This is a genomic window from Arthrobacter sp. Y3225116 (genome assembly GCF_059091245.1).
Window position 1 is genome coordinate 1 of sequence record NZ_JBNHGL010000002.1, and the last position, 15902, is coordinate 15902.

Here is a 15902-nt window from a genome sequence, read left to right on the forward strand (position 1 = left end):
CCTGCGCAAGCAGGGGGCCACCGGGCTGCTGCCGTCGGTATGATCTGCTTCACAGATTACCCGGGTTTGGGCAACTCGCCTGAAGCGCGGCCCGGAACAGCGCCCCTTCCGCTGGCTCAGCGGCTTCTGGTACACCGACCCGCCCCGGATCGCCCCGCTGGTCCACACTTTCGGCGTCGTCTTCGCTGCCCTGGCCCTGGAGCGGCTGTGCACGCTCCTGGCCGGGCTTATCCGGACCCGCAACCAGGCCCGCTGGCACCAAGCGGTGGCCGCGGCGCTGGCGTTTGCCGTGCTGGCCGCCGTCTTCGTGACCTCCGGCGGCTTCCGGCACGACGTCCGGGTGGAGGCGGCCTCCATCCGCTACGGCATCACCGAGCACCGCGACGGGCGCGCTTTGATGGGCGACGAGCAGGAGTTCATCAACTCCCTGGAACCGCTGCTGCCCGACGACGCGATCGTCATCGGCGACCCCTTCAACGGCCTGCCCTACATCTACTCCCTCACGGGCCACCGGACCGTCTATTTCCAGAACGTCAGCAGCGCCGGCAGCGCGGACAAGGACTACCTGCGGCACTATTTCCGCGACATCGGGTCCGATCCGCAGGTCTGCGGCGCACTGCACAGCACCGGTGCCACCCACCTGTACGACGACCAGCCGATCCGCGGCTACCAACACAGCGAAAAACACCAGTGGCCGGGATTCCAAGACATTGACTTCTCCCGCGGCTTCCGCCTGATCGCGTCCGACGGCACCGCGGCGCTCTACGAAATCACCGCCTGCCGCTGAGACGTCTGCGCCCGGCAGAGGCGGTCTCCGGGCAGGTGCCGTCCCGCCGGTACCGCCGGTCGGCAGGAGCACGGGGTTTAATGGCGGCATGAACCTTTCCGAGCACCGCTACGCAGTTTCCCTCCACTGGACCGGCAACCGCGGCGAAGGCACCGCCAGTTACCGCGGCTACGGGCGGGACCACGTGGTGCGCGCGGCAGGGCTGCCGGAGCTGGCCGGCACCGCCGACCCCACCTTCCACGGCGACAAGGACCGCTGGAACCCGGAACAGCTGCTGCTCACGGCCCTGTCCCAGTGCCACATGCTCTCCTACCTGCACGTCGCGGTGAAGAACGGGCTGGTGGTGACGGCCTACGACGACGACGCCGAGGGCACCTTGCGCCTAAACCGTGACGGCAGCGGCGAATTCACGTCCGTGATGCTGCGGCCCAGGGTGGCGATCGGCGATCCGGGCCAGACCGAACTCGCCCAGCGGCTCCATGCGGATGCCAACAAGGTCTGCTTCATTGCGCGCAGCGTGAACTTCCCCGTCCACCACGAACCCCGGGTCGTCGCGGGCTGAGACAATGGTGCAAGACAGCATCAGCGAACAGAGACCATCAATGAGCGAAACACCCCAAACCCTCGGACAGCCCGCCGCGCCCCCCGGTGCGGCGCAGCCGGCCGACGGCGCGGCCCTTCCGTCCCGTTTCGGCCAGCCGTTGGCCACCCTGACCCCGGCTCCGGCCGCCGCGAACGCGTTCAAGCAGCCCTCGTACACGGACAACTTCTACGACGCCGTCGGCGGGCACGAGACGTTCGTGAAACTCGTGGACGTCTTCTACGACGGGATCGCAGAGGACGACGTGCTGCGCCAGATGTACCCCGAAGAGGACCTCGGGCCGGCCAAGGTCCGGATGCGGATGTTCCTGGAACAGTACTGGGGCGGCCCCGGAACCTACAGCGAACAGCGTGGCCACCCGCGGCTGCGGATGCGACACCAGCCGTTCAAAGTGGACTTCGACGCCCGCGACCGTTGGCTCAAGCACATGCGCCGCGCCGTGGATGCCCTGGAACTGCCGCCGCTGCACGAGCAGACGCTCTGGGACTACTTCGAGCGCGCCGCCCACTCCATGGTCAACAGCGCCTGACCTGCTCCTGCGACGCAGCCGGCTCCCGCTACAGCGAGGCGCCGCTGCGCACCAGCACGTGGCCGCGCCCGGTGCTGAGCCGCAGCCAGCGGCCGTTCCGGTACACCTCCGCCGGGTTCCCGTCGAGGAAGCCCAGCGTGAGGGCGGCAAACGCCGCCCCGGCCGGGAGTTCCACCGATTCCGGCAGTCCGCCGGCAGCGGGCAGCGGCCGGCTCCAGACGGTGCTCCGCGCGTTGTTGACGATGAGCTGTCCGGGGTTGTCCGGCAACGCCTCGGAAATCTCCCGGATGCCCGCCCGGGCAGCCTCCTCCAACACCTCGGCCTGCAGGCCGCCGACGCGCTCCCACCCGGACCGCGGCGGCAGCACACCCGTCCAGGATTCCGTCACGGTCGTGGGGGGAAGGGCCAGGCCGGTTTCCTCGTTCCCCATCCTGGCCAGCCGGTCTCCAACCGAGGCCAGCGTGACGGTCTCCTCGACGGCGGCCGGCGCCGCCAGCGGCATGACCCGCAGCCCCAGGATCGTCGGCGTCGCCTCGCCCAGAATCCGCGGCCGCATCATGCACACGTAGGCGGCCAGCACGCTGCCGAAGGCCTGCAGGTGGATGGCGCCGTCACCGGCGGCACGGGACCGGCTGACGAAGGTCTTCAGGTCGGCCGCTACCTGGACATCGGCCAGCTGCAGGACGGGTGTTCCGGGGGACATCATTCTGCGGCCTCTCCGTTCGTACCGGCTGCGCCGGCACTGTTGCGGAACGGAACCGGCGGCCCGGCCCACAGCTGCAAGGCGGCGCCGTACGCATCGGGCAGCGGCACCGGCCGTCCCGTCGCGGCAGCAACCAGCACCATGGTCGAGGCGCCCAGCGCATGCACGGTGCCCGGCTCCCCGGTGTCGGCATCAACGACCGCGTAGCCCAGGTCGAAGCTCGAAGAACCGATCCTCGTCACCCAGACGCCGACGTGGACTGGTTCCGCACGGTAGTCCAGCGGTACCCGGTATTCGATTTCCTGCCGTCCCACCAGCGTCTGGTTTCCGTCGCCACCGAGTTCACGCAGCGTCGCACCCGGCTTGCGGCCCGCGGTGGCCGGCAGGTCCGGCCGCAGCCGGTGCAGCAGCACTCGGGCCGTTTCCAGATAGCCCAGGTAGGTCACATTGTTCACGTGTCCGTAGGAATCAATGTCGCTGAATCTCAGCTGGATCGGGAACCTCGGGGCATGGTGCGGAACGGTAGGCATGATGCCATCCTCTCAAAGCGCGGGAGCCGCAACTAACCCGCTGCCGGCCCACCGTCGTGCTCCGGCATGCGGGGGCGCCCCGGAGTTGAGCGGTTGAGCGGTGCCAACTACTGTCGGAGGTGTTCGTACCCGCGGGTAATCGGCAAGGAGACTACATGACCGCCATCGAGGAACACGTCGATCCGACGGCGGTGTTGCTGGAGCTGTTGGACCTCTCCGATGCCGACGGCGCGAATACGGACGAGGAAATCTTCGTCGGCGTTTCCGAAAAGCAGCCGCGCGGCCGGGTCTTCGGCGGCCAGGTGCTGGCACAGTCCGTGATCGCGGCGGTACGGACCGTGGAACCGGACCGGCCCATCCATTCCATGCACGGGTACTTCCTGCGTGCCGGCGACGCCGACCTGCCGATTACCTTCGGCGTCGAACGGCTGCGCGACGGCCGTTCGTTCTCCGCCCGCCGCACCCATGCCTATCAGAACGGCGTGCCGATCCTGTCCATGATCGCCTCGTTCCAGACCCCGGCCGAGGGGCTCGAACACCAGGAAGACTTCCCCGACGGAATCCCGGACCCGGAAACCTTGCCGAGCACCGCGGACTTGCTCGGCAAGGTGGACCACCCGGTGGCGCGGCACATGGCCTACCACCGCCCGTTCGACGTCCGCCATGTCCAGGACGCCCTCTATGTCCAGGCCAAGGGCGAACGGCAGGCGGTCAACGCCGTCTGGATGAAGACCAAAGGGCCGCTGCCCGACGACCAGGGCCTGCACCGGGCCGCGCTGGCCTTCGGCAGCGACTACACCCTGCTGGAACCCATCCTGCGCCAGCACGGCGTCAGCTGGGTCACGCCGGGCATGAGCGTCGCCAGCCTGGACCACGCCATGTGGTGGCACCGCCCGGTCCGGGTGGACGACTGGCTGCTCTACGTGCAGTCCTCCCCCAGTGCCTCCGGCGCGCGCGGCCTCGCGGTCGGCAAGATCTTCAACCGGGCCGGCGAACTCGTCGCCACCGTCGCCCAGGAAGGCATGATCCGGATTCCGTAAGCCGGAGTCGCCCGCCTCACGTGCGACAAAAAACGGGCCAAAGAGAACGGCCGGGCTCCGTAGCGGGGCCCGGCCGTTCCATGTGTCCGTGCTAGTCGCGGGTCAGGCGGCGGTGCGTGACGCGGTGCGGCTTGGCCGCGTCCGGGCCGAGCCGCTCGACCTTGTTCTGCTCGTAGGAGTCGAAGTTGCCCTCGAACCAGTACCAGTTCGCCGGCTCTTCCTCGGTGCCCTCGTAGGCCAGGATGTGCGTGGCCACCCGGTCCAGGAACCAGCGGTCGTGCGACACCACCACGGCGCAGCCGGGGAATTCCAGCAGCGCGTTTTCCAGGCTGGAGAGCGTTTCGACGTCCAGGTCGTTGGTCGGCTCATCGAGCAGCAGCAGGTTGCCGCCCTGCTTCAGGGTCAGGGCCAGGTTCAGCCGGTTGCGCTCACCGCCGGAAAGCACGCCGGCCTTCTTCTGCTGGTCCGGTCCCTTGAAGCCGAACGCAGAGACGTAAGCGCGGGACGGCATTTCCACCTGACCGACCTGGATGTGGTCGAGCCCGTCGGAGACGACCTCCCACAGGGTCTTGTTCGGGTCGATGCCGCCGCGGGACTGGTCCACATACGAGATCTTCACGGAATCGCCGATCTTCAGCTCCCCGCCGTCGAGCGGTTCGAGTCCGACGATCGTCTTGAACAGGGTCGTCTTGCCGACGCCGTTGGGACCGATCACGCCGACGATGCCGTTGCGCGGCAGCGAGAAGGACAGGTCCTTGATCAGCTCGCGGTCGCCGAAGCCCTTGAACAGGTCCTTGGCCTCGATGACCAGCTGGCCGAGCCGCGGTCCCGGCGGGATCTGGATCTCTTCGAAGTCCAGCTTCCGGGTGCGCTCCGCCTCGGCAGCCATTTCCTCGTAGCGGGCCAGACGGGCCTTGGACTTGGTCTGTCGGCCCTTGGCGTTGGACCGGACCCAATCCAGTTCCTCGGTCAGGCGCTTGGCCTGCTTGGCATCCTTTTTGCCTTGGACTTCGAGCCGGGCGCGCTTCTTCTCCAGGTAGGTGGAGTAGTTGCCCTCGTACGGGTAGAGGTGGCCGCGGTCCACTTCGGCGATCCATTCGGCCACATGGTCGAGGAAGTACCGGTCGTGGGTCACGGCGAGGACGGCACCCGGGTAGGACTTCAGGTGCTGCTCCAGCCACAGCACGCTTTCGGCGTCGAGGTGGTTGGTGGGCTCGTCGAGCAGCAGCAGGTCGGGCTTCTGCAGGAGCAGCTTGCACAGTGCCACGCGGCGCCGCTCGCCGCCGGAGAGCACGGTCACGTCAGCGTCGCCCGGCGGGCAGCGCAGCGCGTCCATGGCCTGCTCCAGCTGGGAGTCGATGTCCCAGGCGTCCGCGGCGTCGATGGCCTCCTGCAGCTTGCCCATTTCCTCGAGCAGCGCGTCGTAGTCGGCATCCGGGCTGGCCATCTCTTCCGAGATTTCGTTGAAGCGCTGGATCTTGCCGTAGATCTCGCCGACGCCTTCCTGGACGTTGCCCAGGACGGTTTTCTCCTCGTTCAGCGGCGGCTCCTGCAGCAGGATGCCAACGGTGTAACCGGGGCTGAGCCTGGCTTCGCCGTTGGAGGGGGTGTCCAAGCCGGCCATGATTTTCAGGATCGTGGACTTGCCCGCACCGTTGGGGCCGACGACACCGATCTTGGCGCCGGGGAAGAACGACATGCTTACGTCGTCCAGAATGACTTTGTCGCCAACGGCCTTGCGGGCCTTGGACATCGTATAAATGAATTCCGCCATGCCCTCAAGGCTAGTCGCTGCGCGCCACGATCACATATTCTGCCGCACCGCATCCCCTGTCCCGGCGGCTCGGACACCCCGAGCAACAGATCAACTCGCCCGGGACAGCTGCGTCTCCTCCTGCCGGTCCTCGTCGGCGTGGCCGCCGCTGCCGCCCAGGCCTGGCTCGAGGCCGAACTCTCCGTCGGTTGATTCCCCGGAGCCGGCACTGGCACTGGCCAGGGCCATCGCGCGGTAGTCGGCGCCGCCCTGCCCGGTCTCAGCGGCTTCGCGCGAGGCCGCTGCCGGCACAGCGATCTTGGTGAACGAGGCAGAGCCGCGCCGCAGGTCGTGGCCCACTGTGTCGGCGTCGATCTCGGGAGCGGTGCCGCGCCGCCCGTCGTCGGTTGACCACTGCCGCAGCTTGAGCTTGCCGCTGACCACCACCGGATCGCCCTTCGCCAGGCTGCGCCACAGGTTCTCCGCCAGGCCCCGGAACGCCTGGACGGTGTACCAGTTGGTCTGCCCTTTGACCCACTCGCCGGTCTCCCGGTTCAGCCAGTCCCCCGAGCAAGCCAGCCGGAACTCCGCCACGGCATCACCTCCGTGCGTGCGCCGCTGCTGCACCTCGGTACCGACCGTCCCGCGCACCGTAATGTAGTCGCTCATGCTCTTCTCCCGTCTGCTGTAGCGCCGGCGCCCTGCCGACACCATCGAGCCTCGCCGCTCCAGCACCTGCGGTGAAGCGGTCCACGCGGCATGTGCACCGCGGCGCCGGGCGGTGTCCTTGTGGAGGGCGGGTGTGAGCAGCGTCTCCATTAGACAACGGCCGTGCCGGGAACCGTCCGCGGACAGGTATCGTTACCTATCCGTAATAATCTCCGACCGGATTAGGTATCAAATGGCTGACGACTCCGCTGCCGACGACAAGCGCAAGCCGCTTCTCGGACTAAGTGGCACCCAAACTATTGGCTCGGCGCTGGCCGCGGTAACCTCCGCATTGGTGGGGTCCTTTCTCGGCGTCGCCGGAACGCTCATCGGCGCCGCAGTTGGCTCCGTCGTCGCCACCGTTGGCGCCGCGCTCTATGCCCGGACACTGAGTTCGGCCGCCACTGTGGCCATGAAGAAAATTCCCAAGGCTCGAATCGGTGCCCTGCGGGAGGTCGAAAAGGTGGCCGCCAGCGCCCCGTCGGAAGCGATCGAACCGCAGCCTAAACCCGCCCGAAAGCCCATCGCCCCGATGACGTGGGTCAAGGTTGGACTGGCCAGCGCCGCGGCCTTCGCCATCGCGATGGTCAGCATCACCGCGGTGGAGCTCGGCACCAGCCAGCCGATCTCCAGTCTGGTCTCCTCGACTACGGGCATCGACCATGCCTCAAGCGCCCACAAGACGACCCTTGGCGCCCTGGGCGGAGACAAGGATGCCACGGAGCGAACGGACAAGCCGGTCAAGCAGGACGGGGAGCCCGCGAAGACTGGAGATGGTGCCGCCGACGACGCTGCGACCACTGACGATCCCTCGGTCGGCGGGAACAGTTCAACCGAAACTGAAGAGCCTGGAAATAGCGAATCGAACGGCACCGATCAGGCCCCGGCCCCTGCCCCCGACACAAGCCAGACCGCCGAGCCTGCCCCGCAACCGAGCCAGACACCGGAGCCGAGCCAGACACCGGCACCGGAAGACATCCCGGAACAGGGCTTGGATGGGCAGGGCGGCACGGTCGATGGTGGCGCCGACGCCGGAACCGGCCAGTAGCAAGTTCCTTCCGCGGCTGGGCGCCCGCCGAACGCCCAGCCGCGGGAGTCTGTGCGCGCCCGGCGGCGCAGCCTGGCGATGGCGGCAGGACGAAACGGGGTTAGAACTGTACGTCCTTCTTCCCTGTGGCAGTGCGCCGCAGCCCTGGGCGACGACGGACAGCGCGACCGCGGCCGCCATCGCGCCCGGCCCTGAACGAATTGCTAGACTAAGCACCGACCGCATTGGCGTCCACGAGTGTGGGCACTCGCTGGACACATTTGGAGACTCCGGAATTGGAGTGGACAAGTGAGTGAACAGTAGCCGGTCATCAGCCTCGGTAGCTCAGCGGATAGAGCAGGAGCCTTCTAATCTCTTGGTCGCAGGTTCGATTCCTGTCCGGGGCGCAACAAAAGCGGCTCTGCCCAGGCGTTATGCCTGAACCGGGCCGCTCTTTTGGCTCTACTGAGGGTAAGCGGATTCACCGCTAACCCTCCGGATTCGTTCTACACTGGTTTCTCCGACGGCTCCGCTGAATGCGACCACGCAGGTAGGACGCCCCCCTGCTTATCGATCGGCGGATCGATCCCAAAACTACGCGAAGCACATTCAACGGTTATTGCTCGTCGTCGAATTGCCGCTAAAGAGACTTTGAGGAACAGGAGGCCAAACATCGTGGCGGAACCGGTCTTGATACTGCGTCCCCTTTTCATTTCGCGGGCCTCCCTCTTCGCGTTCGTCTTGTTGTTCCTGGTTGTGGCCTTCTACGAGATGCACACCGGTTCTGTCCGGTTTGGGTCATCAGAGGGGCACGAGGCCGGGCTGGCTTTTGATATTGCCGTAGGGATGTTGCTGCTGCTGGCTGGCTGGCGAAACTGGCGCTTGGGCGTTCGGATATCAGCCTCCGAAGTCAGAGTGCTCGGATTCTTTAGGGACCGCACCGTACCCCGGAGTGCTGTCCGGAACATAACCTTGCAGGCCCAACTCGTGTGGGAAGAGGCGGATGGGCAGTTCCGTGTCACGCCTATCACTGCGTTCTCGGACTTGGGAGGACGGCTTGCAGGTTTTGTCGTCCGCCACAACGAGCGAAGCCTGCGGCAGTTGCGGCGTGAGATCCTCACCGACGCCTAGGCAGCCAGGAATGACAACTGTTCAGCCGGAGTGCCACGTCGTCACTTCGTTCCCGACGATTGCGTGCGCCACGACAAATGCCACTCTGGCGGGCAAAAGCAGGCTTCCTTCCAGAAAATCCTTCAGCGGTGGCAGGCCATTTCCGGGACGTTTAGCCCGCTATTGGTAGGTGATAGCGGTGGGCCCGACGCGACGGATGACAACGCTCGGTTGAATCGTTTCGCAATTCCGGAGAGATAGCTCATACTTTTGTGCGGGGGAAGGCTTCGGGGTTTCGACGTGTGTCTCCTGTAAGAGACCGTTCACTCGCCCAGGAGCGTCATGAAGACCACTCCCCTGCGCCGCACCGCGGCCGCACTGCTCGCCGCGTCCCTGCTCGGCGGATTCGTTTCCGGCCCCGCGGCGGCGGCACCCGCCAGCGCAGAGATCCAGGTGGCTGCCAGCCTGGACAGACCCGAACTGGTCTCCGCCGGCCACACCGGCTTCGCACTGGCCTGGGATCCGGTGTCCGGAGCCAACCGTTACGAGGTCCGCTATTCCACGCGCTCCGACATGGCCGGCGCCCCTGTCATCGAAAAGGTCAACAGCCGCTACCTGGGCGACTTGGATGACGCCACGACCTACTACATCCAGTACCGGGCGCTGTACCGGGAGCCGGGCAGTGATTACGGAGAGTACCTCCGCTCGGCCTGGTCGCAGACGTTGAAGGCGACTACCCAGGCCAACTACCCCGGCGCGTTCACCACCCTGAAGGCGGCCGGCGGCACCGACAGCATCACCGTCTCCTGGAACCGGACCGCGAGCACCACCCACTACACCGTAAAGATCGCGGACAACATGGCCATGACCCTGCGGCCGCGCACCTTCTCCAATGTGACGGGCACCAGTCTGAAGATCACCAGGCTCACGCACGGCTCCCGCTCCTCTATGCCCAGCTTCATCCGCGTCTACGCCCACAACAAGACCTACAAAACCCGCACCTCCACCCGGCTCACCGCCTACCCGGCGGCGCCGGCCGTGTCCGGCACTGAGCCATTGACCGTGGCCAGCCAGAACCTGCTCTGCGCCAGCTGCAAAGTCACCGGCGCCCCGCACTGGAACACCCGCAAGATGACCCACCTGCGGACCATCAAGGCGAAAAGCCCGGACGTGCTCCTGCTCCAGGAGGCCCTGAACGTCAATATCCCGGGCACCGCGAACACGAAAGCCATGACCGACTTCCAGCCCCGGCTCAAGTCGCTCGGCTACGCCCTCGACCGAGCCCCGGAAAAGGCCGGCACCAAGCAATACGTGAACCGCATCGCGTACAAGACGTCCAAGTACACATTGGTCGAACGCGGCACCTTCGCCCTGCCCGTCGCCAGGGGCGAGGGCCCGCGCGGCGCGGCCTGGGTGCTGCTGAAGTCCAAGAAGACCGGCAAGCAGTTCTACGCCGTGTCCTTCCACGTCTCCCCCAAGCTGCCGCTGCGCGGCACTGTGTCGAAGACCTCCACCATGGAGACCGTTAACCGGAAGATGAACGCGCTCAACACCCGCAGGCTCCCGGTCGTCGCCGGCGGCGACATGAACAGCAGCTTTTACCAACTGCCCTCGAACGCGCCGCACGAGGCCTTCATCAAGGGCGGCTGGACCGACAGCGCCTCCTCGGCTAGGAAGACCGATTTCCTCTACCCCACGACCAACGGCTACAAGAAGCAGCAGAACTCCACCTTCGGGCGGATCGACTACGTGTTCACAAAGAACATTGCCGGCACCGTCTCCTATGAGAACGTGCTCGACATTGACGCCGCCGGCCGGCTGCGCTCCACCCCGGGCTCGGACCACAACATGGTCGTCGCCAAGATGAAGCTTAAGTAGGCCCGGCCGCAGGGCACCGAGCATCAGGGGCGTTATACCCGCAAGCCAGCGGCATATGAGCTATGTTGAGAGACGACCAAAACCAGCAGCCCCTGATCGCTTGGTCGCAGGTTCGATTCCTGTCCGGGGCGCAAACTTGCCGGCTCAGCCCTCCTAGGCGGGCCGCTTGAGAACGATGGGGACAACAGCTACCGCAATGCAGACACCTGAGCCGATGCCGACGGCGCACTTCCCGGTCAACACGCTCGCGCTGAAGCGCGGCGGTCTGGTCAAGGCCGTGCGGTCCCGCGCCAGCGCCTTGGCCGAGCAGGGCCGTTTCGCTGATGTCTGGATTGAGGTTCTCGGGTTCCAGCCTCGGCTGGAAGCCGACGTAGCCGAGTTGAAGGCCGACGGCCACCTGCACCCCGACGTCAAGGTCCGCAGCGTGCTGGCTTCATTGGACCCGAGCCCGGATCTCGAGACTAGACCCAGCGTCCAGCCGCCCGGCGACGCCGACTTCGTCCGGTTCCCGGTGGGAACGTCCGGTCGAGCCTTCGCCTACTTCCGCAACGGAGTCCAGGAGCACTACGTCCGGTTCCACGCCAGCGGAATCCCGGCGGCCATCGAGGACCTCGGCCCGGACCGGCTGCGCACCCGCCGCTGGGAACTGGACGAGCACGGCCGCGTCGCAAGGATCCTGGACTACCAGCCCGGCTCCGCCACCCCGGCCGCCCAGCGCTACATCGGCCGCGACGGCCAATGCTTTCTCACCATCCTGCAAAACCCCGGCGAGAAGCAGTGGCGCAAGGCGTACCTCTACGGCCCCGAGCCACAACCCTTCGCGTCGATGGGCCAGCTGTACAGATTCGCCTTCGAACGCCTGCTCGCCGGCGAACAGGCGCCGGTCATCACCTCGGAATTCCGGGAAAACCTGCCCAACCTGCCGGCCGAAAACCTCGACGACGTCGTCCATTCGCTCCGCCACCCCAATCTGGGCAAGGTCGCCGCGGTCCACAGCAACCATTTGGAGCACCCCTACACGCTTGGTTCCGGTGTCAGCCCGAGCTGGCGCCGGCTCCTGGGGACCCTTGGCGGATGGGACTCGGTGGTTCTTCTCACGGAAGCCCAGCGGGAAGACATCCGCTCCGAGTTCGGCCACGGCGACCAACTGGCTGTGATCCCCCAGGTGGCGCCGGCGGCAAGGGAGGAAGACAAGGCGGTCGACGCCGACCGGATCGTACTGGTGGCCCGCACCCACCCGAAAAAGCGCGTAGACGAAGCCATGCGCGTCTTTGCCAAGATTCTCGCTTCCCGTCCCAGCGCCCGCCTGGAGGTGTTCGGCTTCGGCTACAGCGACGACGAGGAAACCCGGATTCAGACGCTGATCGACGAACTGGGCATCCGCTCGCACGTCCGTTTCATGCCGTTCGCCAACAGCCCGGATGACATCTACGCAGGGGCATGCTTGACCCTCCTGACCTCACAATCGGAAGGATTCCCGCTGATCCTGCTGGAGAGCATGTCCTACGGCGTCCCGGTGGCAGCCTATGATGCCAACTACGGCCCCCGAGACGTCATCGTGGACGGAGAAAACGGGTGTTTGGTCCCCTTCGGTGACACCGGGCTGCTGGCCGACCGCGCCCTCGCCCTCATGGAGGACGAGGAGCTTCGCCGGAAGATGGGGGAAAACGCAATCCGGACCCTGGGCCGGTTCAACGCCGAAACCTTCGTAGAGTCATGGCAGCAGGTTCTGGCGGCGCCTCCGCGCGCGGCGCGGGTCACCGGGAAGACAGTGGAACGCCTGTTCGAGCGTGCGTGGTGGGAAGGTGACATCCTCCGCCTTGCTCCCCGGCCGGGGATAGTCGAGGCGGCGGAGGTTTTCGTACGCCGAAGGCGCGATAAGGCGACGACCGCCGCCCACCTTCACGACGGAACCTGGCAGCTTCAAATTCCGGAGTCTGCACCGGGCGACATCTTTGACTTCCACGCCCGCCTGGCTGGGAACGACCAAGAACTGCGGCTCGCCTTCAGCACCCTCGAGGTGGAGGCCGGGCCGTCGTACCGGCTCTACGCCACCAAGCATGGTTCCCTGTCGATGAAGCACAAGCCCCAAGACTGACCCGCCGCCCGCCCCCACATCCCGGCCCAGCGGCTCCCGCCCGGGCTGGCGGCCCTTCCGTGCTGCACGCTGCAACGCACATTAACGGCCGGCTAACAGTTGTCGACTTTCGTGGAAACGCGCGCCCTCACTCAGTGTTTCCGCCCCTGCGGCTGATAACGTTTAACCTACCTTGAGCCGACGCTTCACCTTTGCTGACCGGAGGTTGCGGCTCTCTTGACCCGGCCCGTTCGTGCCCTATTGTCCGGAGCATTTCATGCCCAGCTTCCGCAGCCCCGCAGCCTCTCCCAAACGAAACCAGCGAGCCACTGCCCGTGTGGCCAGCGCAACCGCCGTCATAATGGCGCTGGGCCTCCTGATGGCCCCCGGTGCATCCGCACAGGCCCTGCAGCAACCAGCACCGGACTCGCAGGCGTCGACACCCGACGGTGCCCTGCTGCAGGCCCCCGCGGCCACCGGCCTGGGAACTGCGTCACCTTCGCCCTCCGATCCGGCGCCCGGCGACTCGGCCGGCACTGAGCCCCAGAGCGACGGCGAAACCGGACTGCCGCCGGACCTCGAACAACCTTCGGAGGGGACGCAGCCTTCCTCCCCAGCCGTCGCCACGGAGGAACCGACGGCACAGCCCTCCCCCGAAGCCGGCGACACGAGCCTGACGGAAGACGAGCCGGAATCCGTCGAGGTGCCGGTCGAGGAGCTTAGCCAGGAGCAACTCCGCGAGCTCCTGAAGACCCTGCAGGGCGAACACGGCGCCGACATGGGCCAAGGTCTCCAGCAGCGCCGGGAACGTGAGCGGGAACTGGAACAGCCGGAAGTGCTGGCAGAACTCGACGCCCAGCTGGAAGTCCTCGACATCGAACGCACCAGCGTTGCGGCACCCGCGGGGCTCCCCTCGTTCAGCCGCACCAGATGGAAGCCCAGCGGGGTCCAGGGCATGGACGTCAGCAGTCACCAGCCCAACGTCAACTGGAAAACCGAGTGGAACTACGGGGCGCGGTTTGCCTATGTAAAGTCGACCGAGGCCTTGTCGTACAAAAACCCGTTGTTCCCGTCGCAGTACGCCGGTTCCTACAACGCCGGCATGATCCGGGGCGCGTACCACTTCGCCATCCCCAACGTTTCGTCGGGCAAGGCGCAGGCGAACTACATGGTGAACAACGGCGGCGGCTGGTCCGCCGATGGAAAGACCCTGCCGCCCCTGCTGGACATCGAATACAACCCCTATCCGGAACTGGGCAACACGTGCTACAGCATGTCGCCGACGGCGATGGTCAACTGGATCAAGGACTTCTCGAACACCATCAAGGCTCGCACCGGCCGCCTCCCCGCCATCTACACCACCGCGGACTGGTGGAACACGTGCACCGGCAACAGCACCGCCTTCAAGAACCACCCGCTGCACGTCGCGCACTACACCACCGGCACCCCCTGGCTGCCGGCTGGCTGGAATTCCTACGCTATTTGGCAGTACAGCTCCACGGGCCCCTACTCGGGCGACTCGAACGTGTGGCGGGGTTCGTACACCGACCTGCAAAACTTCGCCTACAACCGGACCGCCACGTGGGATCTCACCCAGCGCTACGCCGCACCGGGCGACTTGAACCGGGACGGCAACGGCGACCTGCTTTCCCGCCGGACGGACGGCTCGCTCTGGTTCTACCCCGGCAACGGCGCCGGCGGTTACAAAACGCCTTCCCGGATCGGCGGCGGCTGGCAGATCTACAACCTGCTCATCGGCACCGGAGACTATAACGCAGACGGGCTGAACGATCTCTTGGCCCGGCAGACCGACGGCTCGCTCTGGCTGTACAAGGGCAAGGGCAACGGGACGTTCCAGCAGCGGGTGCGCATCGGCAGCAGCGGCTGGAACGGCTTCACCCACATCATCGGCCCCGGCGACCTCAATCGCGACGGCACCAATGACCTCCTCGCCCGGCGGTCCGACGGCACGGTATGGCTGTATGCGGCTCCCGGCGACGGCAAGCCCGGCACCCGCAGCCAGATCGGCAGCGGCTGGGGCAGCTACAACAAGGTTGTAGCTATGCGGGACTTCAACGGCGACCGGCACATGGACGTCGTGGCGTCCAAGGATGACGGCACCCTGTGGCTGCATACGGGAACCGGAAGGACCGGCACCGGCACGTTCGCCGCCCCCCGCAAGATCGGTTGGGGCTGGGGGTCCTTCGCGGACATCCTCGGAGTATGGGACAACGACCGGGATAAGAAAAACGATCTCCTCACCATCAGCGCCGATGGCTCGCTGGGCTTCTACAAGGGCACCCAGATGGTCGATTCCGAGGGCTACAACTCCAGGACGCTGGTCAGCAGCACCTGGAAACAGTTCGACACCGTGGTCACTCCGGGCGACTTCACCGGCGACGGCCGAAGCGACCTGATCGGCCGCAAGCCGGACGGGACTCTCTGGCTGATGCGCGGAACCGGCAAGGGAAGCTTTGGGACGCCCGAGCGGATCGGGCATGGCTGGTACATCTACAGCTCCATCGTCGGGGTCGGCGACTACAACGGGGACGGCAAGAGCGATTTGGTGGCCCGACAGACCAACGGAACCCTCTGGCTCTATGCCGGCACCGGTTCAGTCGGCGGATCCAACGAGGGCTACAAGCGCCGTGTGAAGATCGGCACCGGCGGGTGGAACCAGTTCGCGGCTCTTGTGGGCACCGGTGATGTGAACCGGGACGGGACCAACGACCTGCTCGGCGTCAGCCCCGACGGGTCGGCCTGGCTTTACGCCGGCCCGGGCAACGGCCAGCATGGCTCGCGTACACGTATCGACACGGGCTGGCATTACTCGCAGATTGTCGGCGTCGGCGACTATGACCGCAACGGCACCGTTGACCTGGTGGCCGGCAAGTCCGACGGCACTCTCTGGCTGCGGCAGGGACGCACCGCCAAGACTGCTTCGGGAGCGTGGTTCAACGCCGAGCGGCAGATCGGCAGCGGCGGATGGCAACAGTACAAGCAAATCCTCGGACCCGGTGACACGACCTCGGACAACAAGGTGGACCTGCTGGCCACAACCGGTGCCGGCGCCATGTGGCTCTACCGGGGGAACGCGATGACCAACGACGGCTATGCCAAACGGCGCAACGTGGGGAAGCTCTAAGCTGTTCAGGTAGG

At 66.3% G+C, this 15902-nt stretch carries 13 protein-coding genes and 1 tRNA gene; 10 read left to right on the top strand and 4 right to left on the bottom strand.

Annotated features, from left to right (window positions below; all coding sequences use genetic code 11):
• Window positions 1-79: 79 nt before the first annotated feature.
• The 3 genes from AC5RV2_RS00365 (at window position 80) to AC5RV2_RS00375 (ending at window position 1917) form a co-directional block, all read left to right on the top strand.
• Window positions 80-787: a DUF6541 family protein gene (locus tag AC5RV2_RS00365; RefSeq protein ID WP_494090697.1), complete on the top strand. Its 708-nt coding sequence runs from the start codon at window positions 80-82 to the stop codon at window positions 785-787.
• Window positions 788-875: 88 nt separating this feature from the next.
• Complete coding sequence (locus AC5RV2_RS00370; protein ID WP_494090648.1) at window positions 876-1349, top strand: OsmC family protein; 474 nt, start codon at window positions 876-878, stop codon at window positions 1347-1349.
• A gap of 40 nt (window positions 1350-1389) precedes the next feature.
• Window positions 1390-1917: a globin gene (locus AC5RV2_RS00375; RefSeq protein WP_494090649.1), complete on the top strand. Its 528-nt coding sequence runs from the start codon at window positions 1390-1392 to the stop codon at window positions 1915-1917.
• Between the two features lie 28 nt (window positions 1918-1945).
• Here the strand turns inward: AC5RV2_RS00375 and AC5RV2_RS00380 are convergent, their stop codons facing one another.
• Together AC5RV2_RS00380 and AC5RV2_RS00385 are read right to left on the bottom strand one after the other, a co-directional pair.
• Complete coding sequence (locus tag AC5RV2_RS00380) at window positions 1946-2623, bottom strand: DUF8185 domain-containing protein (protein WP_494090650.1); 678 nt, start codon at window positions 2621-2623, stop codon at window positions 1946-1948.
• Window positions 2620-3150, bottom strand: coding sequence for an acyl-CoA thioesterase (locus AC5RV2_RS00385; RefSeq protein WP_494090651.1), 531 nt, complete (start codon window positions 3148-3150; stop codon window positions 2620-2622). Before AC5RV2_RS00385 ends, AC5RV2_RS00380 begins: the two co-directional genes overlap by 4 nt.
• A 155-nt stretch (window positions 3151-3305) precedes the next feature.
• Between AC5RV2_RS00385 and AC5RV2_RS00390 the strand changes: the two genes are divergently transcribed.
• Complete coding sequence (locus AC5RV2_RS00390; protein WP_493999890.1) at window positions 3306-4190, top strand: acyl-CoA thioesterase; 885 nt, start codon at window positions 3306-3308, stop codon at window positions 4188-4190.
• A gap of 91 nt (window positions 4191-4281) precedes the next feature.
• Here the strand turns inward: AC5RV2_RS00390 and ettA are convergent, their stop codons facing one another.
• Window positions 4282-5964, bottom strand: coding sequence for an energy-dependent translational throttle protein EttA (gene ettA, locus AC5RV2_RS00395; protein ID WP_493977427.1), 1683 nt, complete (start codon window positions 5962-5964; stop codon window positions 4282-4284).
• A gap of 90 nt (window positions 5965-6054) precedes the next feature.
• Window positions 6055-6762, bottom strand: a complete 708-nt coding sequence (locus AC5RV2_RS00400; RefSeq protein ID WP_494090652.1) for a single-stranded DNA-binding protein — start codon at window positions 6760-6762, stop codon at window positions 6055-6057.
• Between the two features lie 82 nt (window positions 6763-6844).
• Here AC5RV2_RS00400 and AC5RV2_RS00405 point away from each other — a divergent pair, with 82 nt between their 5' ends.
• The 6 genes from AC5RV2_RS00405 (at window position 6845) to AC5RV2_RS00430 (ending at window position 15888) form a co-directional block, all read left to right on the top strand.
• Window positions 6845-7699, top strand: a complete 855-nt coding sequence (locus AC5RV2_RS00405; protein ID WP_494090653.1) for a hypothetical protein — start codon at window positions 6845-6847, stop codon at window positions 7697-7699.
• A gap of 313 nt (window positions 7700-8012) precedes the next feature.
• A tRNA-Arg gene (locus tag AC5RV2_RS00410) sits at window positions 8013-8085 on the top strand.
• A 268-nt stretch (window positions 8086-8353) separates the two neighbouring features.
• Window positions 8354-8809 carry a hypothetical protein gene (locus tag AC5RV2_RS00415; RefSeq protein WP_494090654.1) on the top strand — a complete coding sequence of 152 codons (456 nt, stop codon included), beginning with the start codon at window positions 8354-8356 and terminating at the stop codon, window positions 8807-8809.
• Window positions 8810-9130: 321 nt separating this feature from the next.
• Entirely contained in the window at window positions 9131-10666 is a 1536-nt protein-coding gene (locus AC5RV2_RS00420) for an endonuclease/exonuclease/phosphatase family protein (RefSeq protein WP_494090655.1), read from the top strand.
• A gap of 196 nt (window positions 10667-10862) precedes the next feature.
• Window positions 10863-12764 (top strand): glycosyltransferase, encoded by a 1902-nt coding sequence (locus tag AC5RV2_RS00425; protein ID WP_494090656.1) that lies wholly within the window; start codon window positions 10863-10865, stop codon window positions 12762-12764.
• A gap of 316 nt (window positions 12765-13080) precedes the next feature.
• Complete coding sequence (locus tag AC5RV2_RS00430; RefSeq protein ID WP_494090657.1) at window positions 13081-15888, top strand: GH25 family lysozyme; 2808 nt, start codon at window positions 13081-13083, stop codon at window positions 15886-15888.
• Window positions 15889-15902 lie beyond the last annotated feature (14 nt).

Coding starts and splice junctions, on each gene's coding strand:
- AC5RV2_RS00370 (WP_494090648.1), top strand. CDS start 876: ATGAACCTTTCCGAGCACCGCTACGCAGTTTCCCTCCACTGGACCGGC.
- AC5RV2_RS00375 (WP_494090649.1), top strand. CDS start 1,390: ATGAGCGAAACACCCCAAACCCTCGGACAGCCCGCCGCGCCCCCCGGT.
- AC5RV2_RS00380 (WP_494090650.1), bottom strand. CDS start 2,623: ATGATGTCCCCCGGAACACCCGTCCTGCAGCTGGCCGATGTCCAGGTA.
- AC5RV2_RS00385 (WP_494090651.1), bottom strand. CDS start 3,150: ATGCCTACCGTTCCGCACCATGCCCCGAGGTTCCCGATCCAGCTGAGA.
- AC5RV2_RS00390 (WP_493999890.1), top strand. CDS start 3,306: ATGACCGCCATCGAGGAACACGTCGATCCGACGGCGGTGTTGCTGGAG.
- ettA (WP_493977427.1), bottom strand. CDS start 5,964: ATGGCGGAATTCATTTATACGATGTCCAAGGCCCGCAAGGCCGTTGGC.
- AC5RV2_RS00400 (WP_494090652.1), bottom strand. CDS start 6,762: ATGGAGACGCTGCTCACACCCGCCCTCCACAAGGACACCGCCCGGCGC.
- AC5RV2_RS00405 (WP_494090653.1), top strand. CDS start 6,845: ATGGCTGACGACTCCGCTGCCGACGACAAGCGCAAGCCGCTTCTCGGA.
- AC5RV2_RS00420 (WP_494090655.1), top strand. CDS start 9,131: ATGAAGACCACTCCCCTGCGCCGCACCGCGGCCGCACTGCTCGCCGCG.
- AC5RV2_RS00425 (WP_494090656.1), top strand. CDS start 10,863: ATGCAGACACCTGAGCCGATGCCGACGGCGCACTTCCCGGTCAACACG.